The sequence below is a fragment of the Citrobacter sp. VF227 genome (genome assembly GCF_052950715.1).
In genome coordinates, this window is sequence record NZ_JBRFVF010000002.1 from 477,750 (window position 1) to 494,090 (window position 16,341).

At 49.5% G+C, this 16,341-nt stretch carries 17 protein-coding genes; 8 read left to right on the forward strand and 9 right to left on the reverse strand.

Going from position 1 to position 16,341, the window contains the following annotated elements:
• Positions 1–6 precede the first annotated feature (6 nt).
• Genes sdhA through sdhC form a run of 3 tightly spaced genes read right to left on the reverse strand, consistent with a single transcriptional unit; the run spans position 7 to position 2,518 of the window.
• Positions 7–1,773, reverse strand: a complete 1,767-nt coding sequence (sdhA, locus tag ACU8YC_RS09805; protein WP_003022919.1) for a succinate dehydrogenase flavoprotein subunit — start codon at positions 1,771–1,773, stop codon at positions 7–9.
• Positions 1,773–2,120: a succinate dehydrogenase membrane anchor subunit gene (sdhD, locus tag ACU8YC_RS09810; RefSeq protein WP_005122550.1), complete on the reverse strand. Its 348-nt coding sequence runs from the start codon at positions 2,118–2,120 to the stop codon at positions 1,773–1,775. Before sdhD ends, sdhA begins: the two co-directional genes overlap by 1 nt.
• On the reverse strand, positions 2,114–2,518 hold the full coding sequence (gene sdhC, locus ACU8YC_RS09815) for a succinate dehydrogenase cytochrome b556 subunit (RefSeq protein WP_016152282.1): 405 nt from the start codon (positions 2,516–2,518) through the stop codon (positions 2,114–2,116). Before sdhC ends, sdhD begins: the two co-directional genes overlap by 7 nt.
• A gap of 437 nt (positions 2,519–2,955) precedes the next feature.
• Between sdhC and ACU8YC_RS09820 the strand changes: the two genes are divergently transcribed.
• The 7 genes from ACU8YC_RS09820 to ACU8YC_RS09850 all read left to right on the forward strand — a co-directional run bounded on the left by ACU8YC_RS09820 (position 2,956) and on the right by ACU8YC_RS09850 (position 8,675).
• Complete coding sequence (locus ACU8YC_RS09820; protein ID WP_418135082.1) at positions 2,956–3,009, forward strand: hypothetical protein; 54 nt, start codon at positions 2,956–2,958, stop codon at positions 3,007–3,009.
• A 206-nt stretch (positions 3,010–3,215) separates the two neighbouring features.
• On the forward strand, positions 3,216–4,499 hold the full coding sequence (locus tag ACU8YC_RS09825; RefSeq protein ID WP_446895295.1) for a citrate synthase: 1,284 nt from the start codon (positions 3,216–3,218) through the stop codon (positions 4,497–4,499).
• Positions 4,500–4,718: 219 nt separating this feature from the next.
• A complete protein-coding gene (gene tssD, locus ACU8YC_RS09830) occupies positions 4,719–6,458 on the forward strand; it encodes a type VI secretion system tube protein TssD (RefSeq protein ID WP_446895296.1) in 1,740 nt (579 codons plus the stop codon).
• Positions 6,445–6,729: a bacteriocin immunity protein gene (locus ACU8YC_RS09835; RefSeq protein ID WP_151224955.1), complete on the forward strand. Its 285-nt coding sequence runs from the start codon at positions 6,445–6,447 to the stop codon at positions 6,727–6,729. Before tssD ends, ACU8YC_RS09835 begins: the two co-directional genes overlap by 14 nt.
• A 170-nt stretch (positions 6,730–6,899) precedes the next feature.
• Positions 6,900–7,034, forward strand: coding sequence for a bacteriocin immunity protein (locus ACU8YC_RS09840; protein ID WP_255588270.1), 135 nt, complete (start codon positions 6,900–6,902; stop codon positions 7,032–7,034).
• Positions 7,035–7,110: 76 nt separating this feature from the next.
• On the forward strand, positions 7,111–7,515 hold the full coding sequence (locus tag ACU8YC_RS09845) for a DUF2251 domain-containing protein (protein ID WP_187259442.1): 405 nt from the start codon (positions 7,111–7,113) through the stop codon (positions 7,513–7,515).
• A gap of 122 nt (positions 7,516–7,637) precedes the next feature.
• The gene (locus ACU8YC_RS09850) at positions 7,638–8,675 is read left to right on the forward strand and encodes an AbrB family transcriptional regulator (protein ID WP_151219547.1); all 1,038 of its coding nucleotides are present in this window, start codon (positions 7,638–7,640) and stop codon (positions 8,673–8,675) included.
• 19 nt (positions 8,676–8,694) lie between these two features.
• Here the strand turns inward: ACU8YC_RS09850 and ACU8YC_RS09855 are convergent, their stop codons facing one another.
• From ACU8YC_RS09855 to ACU8YC_RS09870, 4 genes are all read right to left on the reverse strand, one after another.
• Complete coding sequence (locus ACU8YC_RS09855) at positions 8,695–9,483, reverse strand: oligogalacturonate-specific porin KdgM family protein (protein WP_151219546.1); 789 nt, start codon at positions 9,481–9,483, stop codon at positions 8,695–8,697.
• Between the two features lie 80 nt (positions 9,484–9,563).
• A complete protein-coding gene (locus tag ACU8YC_RS09860) occupies positions 9,564–10,754 on the reverse strand; it encodes a glycoside hydrolase family 88 protein (protein ID WP_151219545.1) in 1,191 nt (396 codons plus the stop codon).
• Positions 10,755–10,775: 21 nt separating this feature from the next.
• Positions 10,776–12,041, reverse strand: a complete 1,266-nt coding sequence (locus ACU8YC_RS09865; RefSeq protein ID WP_446895297.1) for an oligosaccharide MFS transporter — start codon at positions 12,039–12,041, stop codon at positions 10,776–10,778.
• 24 nt (positions 12,042–12,065) lie between these two features.
• Entirely contained in the window at positions 12,066–13,847 is a 1,782-nt protein-coding gene (locus ACU8YC_RS09870) for a DUF2264 domain-containing protein (protein WP_261990540.1), read from the reverse strand.
• Between the two features lie 191 nt (positions 13,848–14,038).
• On the opposite strand from ACU8YC_RS09870, the gene ACU8YC_RS09875 reads away from it, so the two are divergent.
• Positions 14,039–14,887, forward strand: a complete 849-nt coding sequence (locus ACU8YC_RS09875) for a helix-turn-helix domain-containing protein (protein WP_446895298.1) — start codon at positions 14,039–14,041, stop codon at positions 14,885–14,887.
• A 2-nt stretch (positions 14,888–14,889) separates the two neighbouring features.
• On the opposite strand, the gene nei is transcribed toward ACU8YC_RS09875, so the two are convergent.
• Together nei and pcp are read right to left on the reverse strand one after the other, a co-directional pair.
• Positions 14,890–15,681, reverse strand: coding sequence for an endonuclease VIII (gene nei / locus ACU8YC_RS09880; RefSeq protein WP_187252800.1), 792 nt, complete (start codon positions 15,679–15,681; stop codon positions 14,890–14,892).
• Between the two features lie 14 nt (positions 15,682–15,695).
• Entirely contained in the window at positions 15,696–16,340 is a 645-nt protein-coding gene (pcp, locus tag ACU8YC_RS09885) for a pyroglutamyl-peptidase I (protein ID WP_423390292.1), read from the reverse strand.
• Position 16,341: the final 1 nt, after the last annotated feature.

Genomic DNA, 16,341 nt, shown 5'->3' on the forward strand with positions numbered 1-16,341 from the left:
TCCGCATTAATAAGTACGAATCTTCGGCGGGAATGCCGGGCGCAGCTTCGGTTCCATATTGACTTGACGTCGCGTCATGGATTCCGACTCTGGCAGGTACAGGGAATGGCACAGCCAGTTTTCATCATCACGTTCCGGGAAGTCGAAGCGGCTATGCGCGCCACGGCTTTCGGTACGGAAGTTTGCAGATACTGCGGTGGCGTACGCGGTCTCCATCAGGTTATCCAGTTCCAGGCACTCAACACGCTGGGTGTTGAACTCGCTGGAGGTATCGTCCAGACGGGCATTTTTCAGACGCTCGCGAATCGCTTTCAGCTCTTCCAGACCTTTCGCCATCGCATCGCCTTCGCGGAATACCGAGAAGTTGTGCTGCATACATTCCTGCAGCGCTTTGCGAATCGCCACCGGGTCTTCACCGTTGCGGTTGCCGTTCCAGCGATTCAGGCGCGCCAGAGAAGCATCGATTTCATCTTCGGTCGCATCCAGCAGGTCGCCCTGCTCGGCGATAGACTCTTGCAGATGCAGCCCCACCGCACGACCAAACACCACCAGGTCCAGCAGCGAGTTGCCGCCCAGACGGTTTGCACCATGAACCGATACACAGGCAATTTCACCGACGGCAAACAATCCAGGGATCACCACATCTTCGCCCTGCTCGTTTACGGTCAACGCCTGGCCGGTTACTTTGGTCGGAATACCGCCCATCATATAGTGGCAGGTTGGGATAACCGGGATCGGCTCTTTCACCGGATCAACGTGAGCGAAGGTGCGAGACAGCTCGAGAATGCCCGGCAGACGGGATTCCAGTACTTCTTTACCCAGGTGGTCAAGTTTCAGCTTGGCGTGCGGGCCCCATGGGCCGTCGCAGCCGCGACCTTCACGGATTTCGATCATGATGGAACGCGCCACCACGTCACGACCCGCCAGGTCTTTCGCATTTGGCGCATAACGCTCCATAAAGCGCTCGCCGTGTTTATTCAGCAGGTAGCCACCTTCACCACGGCAGCCTTCTGTGACCAGAACACCCGCACCGGCGATACCGGTTGGGTGGAACTGCCACATCTCCATATCCTGCACCGGAACACCGGCGCGGATAGCCATACCAACGCCGTCACCGGTGTTGATGTGGGCATTAGTAGTGGACTGATAAATACGGCCAGCACCACCAGTCGCCAGCACGGTTGCGCGAGCTTTGAAGTAAACGACTTCACCGGTTTCGATACACAGCGCGGTACAACCGACAATCGCGCCATCGGCATTTTTAACCAGATCCAGCGCATACCATTCTGAGAAGATGGTGGTATGGTTTTTCAGGTTCTGCTGATACAGCGTGTGCAACAGCGCATGACCGGTACGGTCTGCCGCGGCTGCGGTACGTGCCGCCTGCTCACCGCCGAAGTTCTTCGACTGGCCGCCAAACGGACGTTGATAAATGGTGCCATTATCAAGGCGAGAGAACGGCAGCCCCATGTGATCCAGCTCCAGAATCGCTTCCGGACCGGTCTTACACATATATTCAATAGCGTCCTGATCACCAATGTAGTCCGACCCTTTTACGGTATCGTACATGTGCCATTCCCAGTTATCTTCATGGGTATTACCGAGCGCAACGGTGATACCACCTTGCGCAGATACGGTATGGGAACGGGTTGGGAACACCTTGGAGAGCAGCGCACAGGTCTGACCGCTCTGGGAAATTTGCAGCGCCGCGCGCATACCTGCGCCGCCGGCACCAATCACAACAGCATCAAATTCTCTGACTGGCAGTTTCATTACACACCCCACACCACAACAAATCCATAAATGACGTAAACCACCAGCGCAACGACGATAGCCAGTTGCAGAATCAGGCGCACAGCCAGAGGTTTAACGTAGTCGGTCAACACCTGCCACATGCCGATCCAGGCATGAATCAAGATGGAAAAAAGCGCCAGCAGGGTGAAGACTTTGGTGAATGCCGATGAGAAGAAACCGGTCCAGACTTCAAACGTCAGCTCGCCGCTGGTGGCGAAGAAGCCGACCATATAGATGATGTATAACGTCAGAACGATAGCGGTAGCACGAACCAGAATGAAGTCATGTACGCCGTTGCGTCCTAATGCGGAGGCGTTGCTTACCATACGAGGACTCCTGCGAGAAGTGAAAGCACGACAATGATAACGAAACAAATTTTGGCGGAGCGTGTCCCTGCTTCGAGGGTTTCTTCGATATAGCCAAAATCCATCAACAGATGGCGAATGCCCATTACGGCGTGATATGCCAGCGCAATCAGGATCCCCCACAGAATTAACTCCACAAAGAAGTTATTCATAATGGATGACGCCGCGAGGAAACCTTCAGGGGAGGAAAGGCTGGTACCCAATAACCACAACAGAATCCCGACCGCCACGAAGGTGATCACTCCGGATACGCGATGGAGAATGGACGCTATCGCCGTGATTGGGAACCGGATCGTTTGCAGATCCAGATTGACAGGTCTTTGTTTTTTCACATTTCTTATCATGAATAACGCCCACATGCTGTTCTTATTATTCCCTTTGGACTTCGGGTACAGAAGATGAAGACACCTGTAGCCTGAAAGACGACGGGATTTCCTTCCTCCGGTCTGCGTGCGGGTCAGACAGCGTCCTTACTATAACTACGCGTCATATAAAACACTGCTTCCAGATGCTAAAACGACACGTTACAACGCTGGTTGGCTCGGGATTGCAGGGTATTCCGGAGACCTGGCGGCAGTATAGGACGTTCACAAAATCATTACAATTAACCTACATATAGTTTGTCGGGTTTTATCCCGAACAGTGACATAGGTCACGATAACAACATTATTTTAATTTTTAATCATCTGATTTGACAATCATTAAACAAAGTTGTTACAAACGACACCAGAAAAAGCATATAATGCGTAAAAGTTATGGGGTCACTCTTTCACCGGAGATTTAGTTATGCAACAGTGTGGAAGTATTGACCAATACCGTCAGGACAGTTATTAGTGATAGACAGGTTTAATAATTCGGATTGCTAAGTTCTTGATTTGCAGTTTATTCGCCATGAAAAGACCGTTTTACCTGCAAGCGCCCATAGCTCTGTACCCAGGTCATCCCCTCTTTCGCAGAGCGGCGAGCCAAATAACAAACTGGTAACGGTTCATTGATGTACGAAAGCAAATGTGAGTTCCGGCAGTCTTAAGCAATAAGGCGCTAAGGAGACCGTAAATGGCTGATACTAAAGCAAAAATCACTCTAAATGGTGATACTGCTATTGAACTGGATGTGCTGAAAGGTACGCTCGGTCAAGATGTTATTGATATTCGTAGTCTCGGATCAAAAGGGATGTTCACTTTTGATCCAGGTTTTACCTCTACCGCATCCTGCGAATCCAAAATTACGTTCATCGATGGTGACGAAGGTATTTTGCTGCATCGCGGCTTCCCGATTGACCAGTTGGCGACCGAGTCCAACTATCTGGAAGTGTGTTATATCCTGCTGTACGGCGAAAAACCGACGCAGGAAGAGTACGACGGGTTCAAAACTACGGTCACTCGCCATACCATGATCCACGAGCAGATCACCCGTCTGTTCCACGGTTTCCGCCGCGACTCTCACCCGATGGCCGTTATGTGCGGTGTTACTGGTGCGCTGGCTGCGTTCTACCACGATTCGCTGGATGTGAATAATCCGCGTCACCGCGAAATCGCCGCTTTCCGTCTGCTGTCCAAAATGCCGACCATGGCCGCGATGTGCTACAAATACTCCATCGGACAGCCGTTCGTGTACCCGCGTAATGATCTCTCTTACGCCGGTAACTTCCTGAACATGATGTTCTCCACGCCGTGCGAAAAATATGAAGTAAACCCGATTCTGGAACGCGCAATGGACCGTATCTTGATCCTGCACGCCGACCACGAACAGAACGCCTCGACGTCTACCGTACGTACCGCGGGTTCGTCTGGCGCTAACCCGTTTGCCTGCATTGCAGCCGGTATTGCTTCCCTGTGGGGACCGGCACACGGCGGTGCAAACGAAGCTGCACTGAAAATGCTGGAAGAAATCAGCTCCGTTAAACACATTCCAGAATTTGTTCGCCGCGCGAAAGACAAGAATGATTCTTTCCGCCTGATGGGCTTTGGTCACCGTGTTTATAAAAACTATGACCCACGCGCCACCGTGATGCGTGAAACCTGTCACGAAGTGCTGAAAGAACTGGGCACCAAAGATGATCTGCTGGAAGTGGCTATGGAGCTTGAGCACATTGCGCTCAACGACCCGTACTTCATTGAGAAGAAACTCTACCCGAACGTAGACTTCTACTCCGGCATCATTCTGAAAGCGATGGGTATTCCGTCTTCTATGTTCACCGTTATTTTCGCCATGGCGCGTACCGTTGGCTGGATTGCACACTGGAACGAAATGCACACCGACGGCATGAAAATCGCCCGTCCGCGTCAGCTGTACACCGGCTACGACAAGCGCGATTTTAAATCTGATATTAAGCGTTAATTGTTCAGGCCACCGGGTAATTCCGGTGGCTTTTCTCAGACCCTGCTCAAATTATCGCATTCATCTCATCAATATTATTCTCATCAGCTAATTCGTCCCATAATACATTTCAGACATGCCCCCCTTTTATATAGCATTAATCGCCAATGCATTATTTGATTTTTAAATTTATTAGCTATTTAATTCGGTCTTATAAAATACACCTCTGGATTAAATGGCATGGGCGATCTTATTTACCTGAAGATAACAGGTGAACAACAAGGAAATATTTCTTCCGGCTGTGGCACTTACGCATCTGTAGGAAATCGCTGGCAGAAAAACCATCCTGATGAGATTTTTGCTTTTTCACTTTCGAATGGATTAGCTAATACTGATTCTGGTATTAATACCCAGCTACTGAACTTCACAAAACTAATTGATAAAAGCACACCATTATTGATTAACGCCATCAATAATAATGAACGTCTGTTTATTGAAATTGATTTATGGAGAATAAACAGATTTGGTAGATGGGAACGCTACTATTATATTCAATTAAGAAATGCATCGGTAAAAAGCATACAAACCTATGTGGCCCTAAACGAGCTGGATACCGAAGAAATTGCAGTATCGTATGACTATATTCTTTGCAAACACCTGATTGCCAACACTGAGTTTGACTACCTGGCATTGCCTGCTGAGTACAACCGTTTGTTTATACCACCCCGCCCTCAGCCGGTCAGTACGATAAAACCCATAGTGAAACGCCCTTCTCCCCCTGCACCACACATTCCAGCAGTTACGCCGGTCTATGCTAAATCCTGTCTGAAAGAAAAAGGCTGTACAGACGCGGGGAGCCGTGAAGAATCGGCTGAAAACTTCGGACAGATGGCGGTTTTCGCACAATCTTCCGTCGATGATTGTTGCGGATATGCACAGCCCGCAGAAGCCTCGGCCGCGCTGCCGATCTTAGGTGGGCTGACGCAGGTGTGGGGCGAGTGGTCACTCAGTGGCATGCTCAGCGCCGCACGCGGCGTTCCTTATATCGGCGCGTTGGCTTCCGCGCTGTATATTCCGTCCGCGGGTACGGACAGTGCACGCGTTCCCGGACGCGATGAGTTCTGGTATGAAGAAGAACTACGGAAAAAGGCGCTGGTAGGTGGCACTGCCACAACCCGGGTTCGTTTTTTCTGGGGAACCGACATTCACGGTAAATCGCAAGTCTACGGCGTGCATACCGGCGAAGGTACTCCGTACGAAAACATGCGCGTTGCGAATATGCTGTGGAACGATGAACATCATCGCTATGAATTTACGCCTGCCCACGACGCAGACGGGCCGTTAATCACATGGACGCCGGAAAATCCTGCGACGGGTGATGTACCTGAACATACTGGAAACGATGTTCCACCGCTGGATCAGCCAACCATTCTGGTAACACCCATCCCGGATGGCAAAAACGAATACACCACGCCACCGTTCCTTGTGCCGGATGTCGCCGATTTTAACGATTATATTCTGATTTTTCCGGCCGATTCAGGCATTCAGCCGATATATGTATACCTGAAAACAGCCCGGGACGACCCCGGTACAGCAACCGGCCACGGTGAAATTTTATCCGGAAATGGTCGTTGGCTTGAGGCCGCCAGTTCTGGGCTGGGAGCGCCGATACCTGCACAGGTGGCGGATAAGCTGCGAGGAAGAACATTTCGCAACTTTGACCATTTCAGAGAAGAATTCTGGCTTGCGGTGTCAGAATGCCCTGAGCTTATGAAGGATTTTAAACCATCTAACCAAACCCTGATAAGAATGGGGTTGGCACCATATCCTATTCCTTCAGAGCAGGTAGGCGGCAGAACGACTTTTGAACTTCATCACGTAGAAGAAATCCAGCATGGCGGAGAAGTTTTTAATATGGATAATATAAACATTACTACTCCTCGCTTACATATAGGAATACATAAAAATGCTAATAGATAATGAAAAAACCATAAGCGATTACACTGAGTCAGAGTTCATTGCTCTGCTATCTAACTTTTTTGAGAATAAACATGGGCTAAATGCCAAGGATTTTGGTAAATTTATCGATGATCTACAACTACATGTAGTCAAAGTCACCCAGCATCCACTTGGTAATGGACTGATTTTTAATACACCAGATGAGATTGAATGTTCACCCTTGGGAATATTCAGGGAAATAAAAAAATGGAGAGCATCTCATGGCTTAGAGTTATTTAAAGATTCTAAATAAGTTCTGCAAAGAAATTTATTAAAACAGTGAATATATGAATCATCTTAAGCAAAAACTCGAAGACTACACCGAAGCTGAATTCATATGAATTCTCCACAAACCCACGCTACCTGGGAGAAATAGACCGTGAATATTACATCGACTCATTAGTCGATCATTTCGATAAAATAGTGGATCATCCGGAAGGTAATGGTTTGATTTTTTATCCCCCAGATGACCGAGAAGACAGCCTGCAAGGCGTCATTGATGAAATCAAAAGATGGCGTAAGTTCCAGGGACGCCCATCATTTAAACAATTAATCTAAACATTCCAAATCAAGCACTTAAATCATCAATATCAATTTCAGAACAACGTAGTTTTATACATCCAGGGAAATTAAAATGACAATAACGGTCACTGTTCAAACTCAACTCATCGTCGGTGAAAAGCAGGTAATAGAAAGTTTGGCCCCAGAAGGTTCTTACACTGCTGTATTTGAAGATGATGGCCAAACAGGGTACTTCTATGCATTTGATGAATCAGCAGACGGAAATCCTATCAAAGATGCACTGCATATTTACAATGCAGAAGATGTGTCAGATGGGCATATCCCATCAGATGTGAAGATCGGTTGGTCAGAAGACAGTAAGAAATGTGTGTTGCTAATAAATGGTTACCCACACGGTGTCTTTGATTTTGAATCTAAAAATGGATACTGCCGGAGCGGTTTTCCACCTACAATCAGTCAGGAATGGTCTGTCTTTGGGCATGCATGGAATGATGCTGTCGATGATTTATTCAGATAACAGGCATCAATACCCGATCACCGGTTAGTCCGTTTTTATTGATACTTGATATTTTTTTCAGCGGACTTTTTCTCTATGCTGTATCAACACGTTAAACGCAACATATAACTCAGGAGCACGGGATGCCTGTTTTGCAGTGGAGCCTGTTGTTTCTGCTATCACTCCTTCTTTCCCTGTTCTTTCTGTTTATCCATCTTCCTGGACCCTTGCTGCTCGGTTCGATGATCGTCGGTATCATTTTCAGTCTGCGCGGCATCTCATTGCGCCCTCCCCGCTTCACGTTTCTTGGTGCCCAAGCGATCCTCGGTTGCATGATTGCCCAAAACCTGACTGGCTCAATCTTTACAACCCTTGCGGCCCACTGGCCGATGGTGATGGTTATCCTGATAGCAACCCTTGTCAGCAGCGCGGTAATCGGCTGGCTGCTTGTTCGCTACAGTAGTCTACCGGGGAACACCGGTGCATGGGGCTCATCACCGGGCGGTGCAGCGGCCATGGTCGCGATGGCGCAGGATTATGGTGCCGACATCCGTCTGGTGGCGTTTATGCAGTATCTGCGGGTATTATTAGTGGTTGGCGCTGCGGCGCTGGTCACCCGACTGGTAATGGGTGAACAGGCCCAAACGGTCAGCGAGCAAATCGTCTGGTTCCCACCGCTGAGCGGCAATCTGTTCAGCACCATCTTGTTGGCTGCTATTGCCGGAATAGCCGGGCGTTTACTGCGCATTCCCTCTGGCGTCATGTTGCTCCCGATGCTGGCTGGTGCACTGTTAAATGCCGGTGGGGTGATGGTGATCGAGCTGCCGGAGTGGCTACTGGCAATAGCCTATATGTCCATCGGCTGGCAAATCGGCCTCGGCTTTGATAAGCAGATCTTTTTAATGGCGCTGCGCCCTTTGCCGCAGATCCTGTTGTCCATTTTTTCACTGATGGCGATCTGCGCCGCGATGGCCTGGGGACTGGCGCATTACATGCAGATTGATTTTCTCACTGCCTATCTGGCGACCAGTCCAGGTGGCGTGGATTCTGTCGCGGTGATTGCCGCAGGAAGCCACGCCGATATGGCGCTGATCATGGCGATGCAAACCCTGCGGCTATTCAGTATATTATTGACTGGTCCGGCAGTGGCGCGATTTATTTCGGTGCATGCGCCAAAATAATTCCCCTCATAAACCCGGATCAGTTTAAGTTATATTTAAACCCTACCCTGATTTGATATTCATTTTTTGTATCATTACCATCTTTATATTTATCAAGATAGCCTAATTCAAAAAACGGATAAAAACGTGGCGTAGCATGGAAATTAAATACAAAGTTATGCTGCAGGGTATGATTCTTGCCATTAGCATACTCAAATTTATCGCCATGAGTTTTACTGTAATACGTCGGATTGTATTGCACCCAGAAGTTTGGCGTAAAATATTTGGTTAAATAAATATCGACACGGTGTTCCGAAGAATCATCCCAGTCGCCTTGCAATGTTTCGCTGTCATGGTTTTGGTGGTTATAGCGATAGCGTAAAACCGCACCCAGCGTCGGATCAAAATGATAGCCAATCCCGATATAAGGATCAACGCGTGAACCGGCAGACTCCCAGTGAAACACCACGCCAGGCTCAAGCCAGAAGTCACTCTCACCCAGCGCAAAAGGTTTGTTAAACTCAGCTTCCTGATAGCTGCTTTTCCACTGATCCATGTTTTTTCCTAGATCGGCATCGGTTTCAAAACTCCAGTACATTTTGCTGAAAATTGAGTCAGGATCCTGTACCACGCCGGTTAACATCAGTCGCTGTAAAAAACCTTTGCTGGCTGTACGATACTGCGTACGCGGCGCAAAATAAACCGTCGTAAAAGGAGTTGATTTTACCTGAGGGACCGTTGTCGTATTATTTTCCGCAGCCAAAGCGCCAGTTGAGGGCATGACCAATATAGCCATTAATATGGCCTTCTTAATATTATTGCTTTTCATTATACTTTCCTCGCCGTACAGAGATAAAAGCTCCCCCTGCTAAACCAATAGCATATTTATTAAACTGGGGGAGCGGTATATTACCAGTAGCTATTCCAGCAGGATGTTGCGCGGGTCAATGCTTCCATCAGAAAATAATCACCCCACGCACAGCATTCATCGACGCCAACATTACCTTTAAAATAATATACAGAGTGCTGTAATAATCCTTCGCCTGCTTTATGCACAGTATTGAGATAGTCATCAAGCATTCGCGCAATCATTCGTAATGCCAGCGCTTCGTAGCTTTCACGATCTGGATGAGTCGCCGGGAGCTGCTTAACCAACTCCAGCAAGGCACAGGCAAGTATTGCGCTGGCTGAGCTATCCCTTTCACTATGGGGATCGGTGAGTGCCAAATCCCAATAACAAATAAGATCTTCCGGTAAACGATTTATAAAGTAATTTGCCAGCGTCTGACTCAGTTCCAGTAGTCGTTCATCTCCGGTATAGAGATAATTCAGCAAAAAGCCATAAACGCCCCATGCCTGCCCACGCGACCAGCAGGAATCATCAGAAAAACCCTGATGAGTATTGCCAAATCGCGGTTCCCCGGTGTGAACATCCATATAGTACGTATGGAACGTCGAACCGTCCTCGCGCACAATATAACGTCGTGCCTGCTCAATATGATTTTTTGCCGCTTCTGCATAACGTGGATCGCCGGTGCTGGCGCTGGCCTGATACAGTAATGGCAGATTCATATTGCAGTCTATAATCATCCTGCCCTGCTGCTCTGGATTATCCAGTTCGCCCCACGCCTGAATAATGCCGCATTTCTCGTGATAGCGTTCCATCAGCACTTCTGCTGCCTGCTGCGCGATATAAGCTGCCTCGCGATTGCCGGTCAGTTTATTAGCCGCTATGCAGGAAAGGCTGTACAGAAAACCCAGATCGTGGTGATTAGTATGATCCCGTCTGGCAATACGTTCGCCAAAAGAACGAACATGTTGTTCGGCCAACGTACGATAGGCATCATTACGCGTCCATTCCCATGCCAGCCACAGTTGGCCAGTCCAGAAACTGGTAGTCCATTCCTGATTATCAATAATTGGATAACGCCCGTCCTCACATGCCGCATCGGGAAAACGCGAGCCAAAATAAACGCTGTTACGATCGATAGCAGATAAAATTACCGGTAAAGCACGGCGAATCTTCTGCGCAATAGCAGCGCGTTCGCCGCTTCGCAGGACAACAGGAACGATCGGTTCTTTACGAATAGTTGCAGACATAATTCTCTCGTTTTCTTTACTTTAATGGGTGGCTTCTTGCCCATGGACAGGGGCTGCAATATTTTTTTTATGTTGATAGCAAGTAGAAAGCGTGAAGGCAGAGATCCCGGTAAATACCAGGGCAACCACGCCCATAATCAGATAGGTATGCTCAAAACCAATTTTTTGGTAGGCATAGCCAGCAGGCGGCGCCACGACAATTGAACCGACGTAAATCATGGCCTGATAGCCCAGCAGATACATCGTGGCGTTAACGCGTTTATCGAAATGCTCGGCAATATATTTGAAGACTGAAACCAGAATTAGGGCGATTTCAATTCCATATAATGGTTTAACCAGACAGATGATCAGCGGATCGTTAGTTAGTCCGGAGATAATCAAACGTAAGCTAATCACCAGACCGGTCAGGATCATCCCCTGCTTGGCGCCAATGCGGTTAATAATGGCAGGCACCAGCATCATGCCGAAAAACTCAGCGGCCGACTGCGCGGTACTCATATAGCCAAACATGGCATTACCTTCTTCTTTAGTGCTGAAGAAAGTGACGAAATAGCGAGAGAACTGTTGCTCGGCAATAAACATCATCCATGCCACTCCCGCGATATACAGCGCAAAGGTCCAGAATTTTTTATTACGTAACAGCTCGAACACATCACCAATCACAATCTTCTCTTTCGACAGGACGTTATTCTCTTCCTGGCCAAAGTGATCAACTTTCAGCGTCAACAGAACCGCAAACATGCACAGTGCGGAGACGCTACTGGTAACAAAGTTTATTTTGGGGGATATATTGTAGAGATAACCGGAGAATGACGACGCTGTTGCCCAGCCCAGCGCCGCCCACATGCGTATCCGGCCAAACTCCATCGCGTACAGACGGCTGAAACGGTCAACATAGGACTCCTCCGCCGCCACGCCCGCATACCAACCGAGGCTGAAAAATAGCGCGCCGACGATCATCCCGCTGATAAAATGCGTTTGTAATAGCGGCAGGTAACACCAGATGAAAAAGGGTGCCATCAGGGCCGAAACGAAACAGACAAAATAAAGCAGATGTTTTTTCATGCCCATTTTATCCATGATGTAACCGTAAACAGGTTTGATAACTACCGCAAAAACGCCGTTTACAGCAAACACCGTGCCGATTTCCACACCATCCAGCCCGGCTTTATCTCCCAGCCAGATAGCATACAGACCAAAACTGGCCGCCCAGGTAAAGGTAAACAGGAATACAAACAGACTTAATTTTATGTAAGCCGAGCGCGTCGACTGCACAGAGTTAGCCATTATTTTTCTCCGGAGATGCGTTAGTTATAAGATTTCCAACGTTTTGGCACCCAGCGTCAGCGCCTGGTTTTCGCAGTCGAAGGCCATTGCCACTGGGGGCGGCAGCCATAAAAGCGAAGTGGCATTGATGGCGCAGGCCAGCCAGTGCGTGCCCGGTGTAAGCGTGCTACGAAGACAGGGGATCTCTCCCGGAGATGCATACAGAATATTGCTGTTAGGTGGCGTAGTGACGACCTCCGGTTGGCGTCCAGCCAACAGATCGGTTATCTGACATACACCTGAGATGGCGCGAAGCGTGACCTCGTGCTGTGCAGTTTTGGTATCGATAAGCTGATGGCGATTAAGCGAAAATCCCCCTTCCACACACTCAAGCGTACGCGCGGTTTCCACGCGATGGATTCGAATATGCCCTTGCTGAAACGGGATCAGCCAGGTCGTCACTGCGACATCTGACCATGGGAGCCAACGGCTTCGAATCAACGTATCGGTCATTTCTACAGCCTCACACTCACGGCGGCCGCGCCAATAGTTGTCCTGTTCGCTGAACATCAGCATCGAATCACAGGCCGCATGGTTGATGCCATAAAGACCACGCTCAAGGGTAAAACCGAAGTGGCTGGAGTAAGCAAATTTGCCGTATTTGGCATCGAAATTGACAAAATTATTGCGATCGTACTGCCCGGACATCAGCATCCAGGCGTGTCGATTTTCATCATCATGAACGACAAATTGCCCAGCTTCCTTGATCGGATGAATTGGCTCTGGTTCAGGCAACGGGGCCGACTCGGCTTGCCAGAACGCGCTCTGTTCCGGCAGTGCCAGAATCAGCAATGCCTTACATGCCCACCAGGGCGAGCACGGGCTGTTGTAATCTTCAGTCATCACCAGATTCGGATAGGTATATCCCAGCGAGAATAACCCCTCCGGATCAATGAAAGGCTGCGCTAACCACCAGTCGAGGTGGCGCAAAATAACGCCTTTTACGATAGGGAGCGTAAAAACATCCAGCCCTGTCCAGACGACAGCGCTCCAGAACGCAACCTGGACAAAGCGATAAGTCAGGCTGCGACCAAACGGAATCGCATTCCCGTCACTGGTAAAGTAATAGATGTAATCTTTGGCAAACTGACGCGCGCGATGGCGATAGCGCAGGCAACGTTCAGGGTCAGCGTCCTGCATAAAATGGCTATACAGCAAACTGTAAAAATGAAACCCACTGGAGATATAGTAATCGCGCGGTTTGCCTGCACCGTCGGAATACCAGCCGTTACCGAGCCAGAACGACTCAATCGCGTTCAGATGTTTATCAATAACCATCATATCGTAGTGGCGTCCGACACATTTAAGCCCGACCTGCACCAATACCGGGAAAAAGTGCCAGTTATTATCCGGGATTTGGATTTCAGCACTTTGCCGTAACCAGCGCTCCAGATTGCCCTGCTCATCGGCTGTTAACTCGTTCCACAACCCCGTATTCGGCAGCGCCAGCGCAACGCCAAAAGCGGCCATTTCCACGCAGCGCTGATCGTTATCGACCAGATTGCCCCAATAGTCCGGATGTTTGGGATCGCAGCCATGACGAATACCGCGAATAAATGTCTCACGATAATCACTCGCCTCTCCTCCGCTCAGCAACGGCGAAAGGATCCACAACAAACGCGCGAACCCCTCTATTCCGGCAATGTCTGCCGGATATTGTGCTGACGTATTTCCAACGTCCAACCGCGTATTATCGCGAGTGAGATGAGGAATGGCTGATACCAACCATTTCCGCGCCATTTCTACATATTCTTGCCTTGCCCGCATAATGAAACCTCGTTTCATTTGATGAAGTGTTGGGCGCATAATAAGGATTTGGCCTGACATACAAATGTGATAATTGTCGTATTTCCGCACAACACTGGTGATGAAGAACAACATTCATCTGCATTTCACAGCAAAAATTCGATTACAGTGATAAAAACTTAAGTTTGTTAACATCACCCAATGAGACAGTTATGCAGCAGACTGAAGACAGCAGCTATCTTGAACACATTAATATCAACGATAAGTCGATTTACTTTAATCGTATGAAGAATATGCCTGCCAACTACTATCACTGGCATCAGTGCGTGGAGATACTATCGGTCTCTCAGGGGGTTGGTATCGCGCTTATGGAGCACCAGCAGTACACCGTTAAACCTGGGCGAATCTTTATTTTCCCGCCAGGAAAGTTGCATAAAGTGTTTGTCGAACAGAATGCACGCAATATTTATCACCGCACAACGCTGCACTTTAACGCCCCGCAGATTGAGCAGTACCTGCGGGACTTTCCTCGACAGCAAATGCTGCTGCGCCAGCTGTGCGCCAGGGGAGAGAAAGCGAGGGTATTTGACGTAGGCGACGTTCAGCCGGTCATTGAAACGTTGCTGAGCCGGTTTGAAGAACAGATCAAAAGCCAGACCTTTAGCATCAGTGACAGCGCATTCCTGGTGATGCAACTTATTAGCCTACTGCCACATCAGGCGCAGGCCACGGGGCAAAATACATTTTCGGTAAGCATTATCCGTTGGATCGAAACACACTTTCATCAGCGCTGCTCGCTGGAAGATATCACCAGTGAAATGGGGTGTTCACGAGGTCATGCCTCGCGCCGTTTTCACGAAGAGACCGGGGGCACTATTCAGGAATACCTGATGATGCGGCGTATTCGTCAGGCCTGCGAACTGCTGTTACATACCAACGGCTCGGTACGCGATATCGCCGCCCAGGTCGGCTTCTCCGAATATGCCTGGTTTATTACCAGCTTTCGCAAAAACATGGGTAAAACGCCGCTGCAATATCGCAAAACCTATGCTTCGGTATAGATCTATCTTTGACATCCCGGACACCAGTAAAAGGGTCGCGAAGAGAGCGTCGTTTTCTCAATGATTCCACCACAGCGCTCACAGACTTCGCCATTGCGGTGAAAGACCTTAAAGCGAAACAGCGCGCCGTGATGTTTGTTCTCATCCACCAGCCCGCGGGTGTTATAGGACAGACGCGGAATATCAAGCAGCGCATGCGCCAACGCATCCAACTGTTCATCGGCAAGCTGCGACGCTTTATGCTGCCCGGTCAACCCTACCTGCCAGAGAATCTCTACCCGCAAGTAGTTACCTAATCCGGCGAGAAATGTCTGATCGAGCAGCAGGCCAGAAAACTGCCGGTTGCGAAAACGCGGGGATAACAGACGTGCTTTAACGTCATCGGGCGTTAAACGTAGATCCAGTACGTCCGGCCCAACCCGCAGCAGGAACGGATGGGTGGTAAGTTGTTCTGGCGTCAGCATCTCGATATCAGACGCGCTATAGAGCAGGATAGTTTTGTCTTGTGTTTGCAAACTGACACGGAGTACCCGTGAGGTCTGCGGGATGTTGCCCGTCTCCACCACTCGCCACACACCATAGAGCTGATTGTGGCTGTACAGCGTCAGACCATTAGAGAAATGGGTCAGTAATGCTTTCCCCCGCGTTTCAAGCTGAGTAACACGCTGCCCAATCAGTTGAGATTGATACGGTTTTAGCTGCTCAAAGGCAAACCAGACATCGGTCAGGGGTTTGCCTTTGACTGCCGCCTCCAGGTTATCCGCCGCGCGGCGGATCTCCGGGCCTTCAGGCATAATACTGTCCTTTGTTAATGTGTTGCGCCGCCCGTCACTGCGATGTCATTTTCCACCTGCAATGCTGTGGCAATTGCGACTTCCAGCGCCCGGCGCACTGTTTCAGCCGCCATACTTGGCGCCCCGGGATGCTGTGCGGCCTGTTGCGGCAAATAAGGGATATGAATAAAGCCGCCCTTCACCGCCGGTGCGTCGCGTAGTTTATGCAGCAGGCCATACATCACGTGGTTACACACGAAAGTGCCAGCGGTCTGGGAAACCGAGGCCGGAACTCCCGCGTTGCGCATCGCCACAACCATCGCTTTGATCGGCAGTGTACTAAACCATGCCGCCGGACCATCGGCCACAATCGGCACATCTACCGGCAGTTGACCTTTATTGTCCGCGATACGCGCATCGTCCACGTTGATTGCCACGCGTTCCACGGTGATATCCGTGCGGCCCCCGGCCTGCCCGACTGCGAGCACCAGCGATGGCGACAGCGCGTCAATCGCGCCATTGAGTACGACAAGAGCCTCGCCAAAGACGCACGGCAACTGGCGGGCGACGACGCGACACCCACCGATGATAGCATTGTCGAGACCCGAGACCACTTCCCAAGAAGGGTTAACTGACTCGCCGCCAAAGGGTTCAAATCCCGTGATGAGTACTGTTTTCATC

Bases quoted from the DNA above. Each gene is read 5' to 3' on its own strand.
- sdhA (WP_003022919.1), bottom strand. From the start codon at position 1,773: ATGAAACTGCCAGTCAGAGAATTTGATGCTGTTGTGATTGGTGCCGGC.
- sdhD (WP_005122550.1), bottom strand. From the start codon at position 2,120: ATGGTAAGCAACGCCTCCGCATTAGGACGCAACGGCGTACATGACTTC.
- sdhC (WP_016152282.1), bottom strand. From the start codon at position 2,518: ATGTGGGCGTTATTCATGATAAGAAATGTGAAAAAACAAAGACCTGTC.
- ACU8YC_RS09825 (WP_446895295.1), top strand. From the start codon at position 3,216: ATGGCTGATACTAAAGCAAAAATCACTCTAAATGGTGATACTGCTATT.
- tssD (WP_446895296.1), top strand. From the start codon at position 4,719: ATGGGCGATCTTATTTACCTGAAGATAACAGGTGAACAACAAGGAAAT.
- ACU8YC_RS09835 (WP_151224955.1), top strand. From the start codon at position 6,445: ATGCTAATAGATAATGAAAAAACCATAAGCGATTACACTGAGTCAGAG.
- ACU8YC_RS09845 (WP_187259442.1), top strand. From the start codon at position 7,111: ATGACAATAACGGTCACTGTTCAAACTCAACTCATCGTCGGTGAAAAG.
- ACU8YC_RS09850 (WP_151219547.1), top strand. From the start codon at position 7,638: ATGCCTGTTTTGCAGTGGAGCCTGTTGTTTCTGCTATCACTCCTTCTT.
- ACU8YC_RS09855 (WP_151219546.1), bottom strand. From the start codon at position 9,483: ATGAAAAGCAATAATATTAAGAAGGCCATATTAATGGCTATATTGGTC.
- ACU8YC_RS09860 (WP_151219545.1), bottom strand. From the start codon at position 10,754: ATGTCTGCAACTATTCGTAAAGAACCGATCGTTCCTGTTGTCCTGCGA.
- ACU8YC_RS09865 (WP_446895297.1), bottom strand. From the start codon at position 12,041: ATGGCTAACTCTGTGCAGTCGACGCGCTCGGCTTACATAAAATTAAGT.
- ACU8YC_RS09870 (WP_261990540.1), bottom strand. From the start codon at position 13,847: ATGCGGGCAAGGCAAGAATATGTAGAAATGGCGCGGAAATGGTTGGTA.
- ACU8YC_RS09875 (WP_446895298.1), top strand. From the start codon at position 14,039: ATGCAGCAGACTGAAGACAGCAGCTATCTTGAACACATTAATATCAAC.
- nei (WP_187252800.1), bottom strand. From the start codon at position 15,681: ATGCCTGAAGGCCCGGAGATCCGCCGCGCGGCGGATAACCTGGAGGCG.
- pcp (WP_423390292.1), bottom strand. From the start codon at position 16,340: ATGAAAACAGTACTCATCACGGGATTTGAACCCTTTGGCGGCGAGTCA.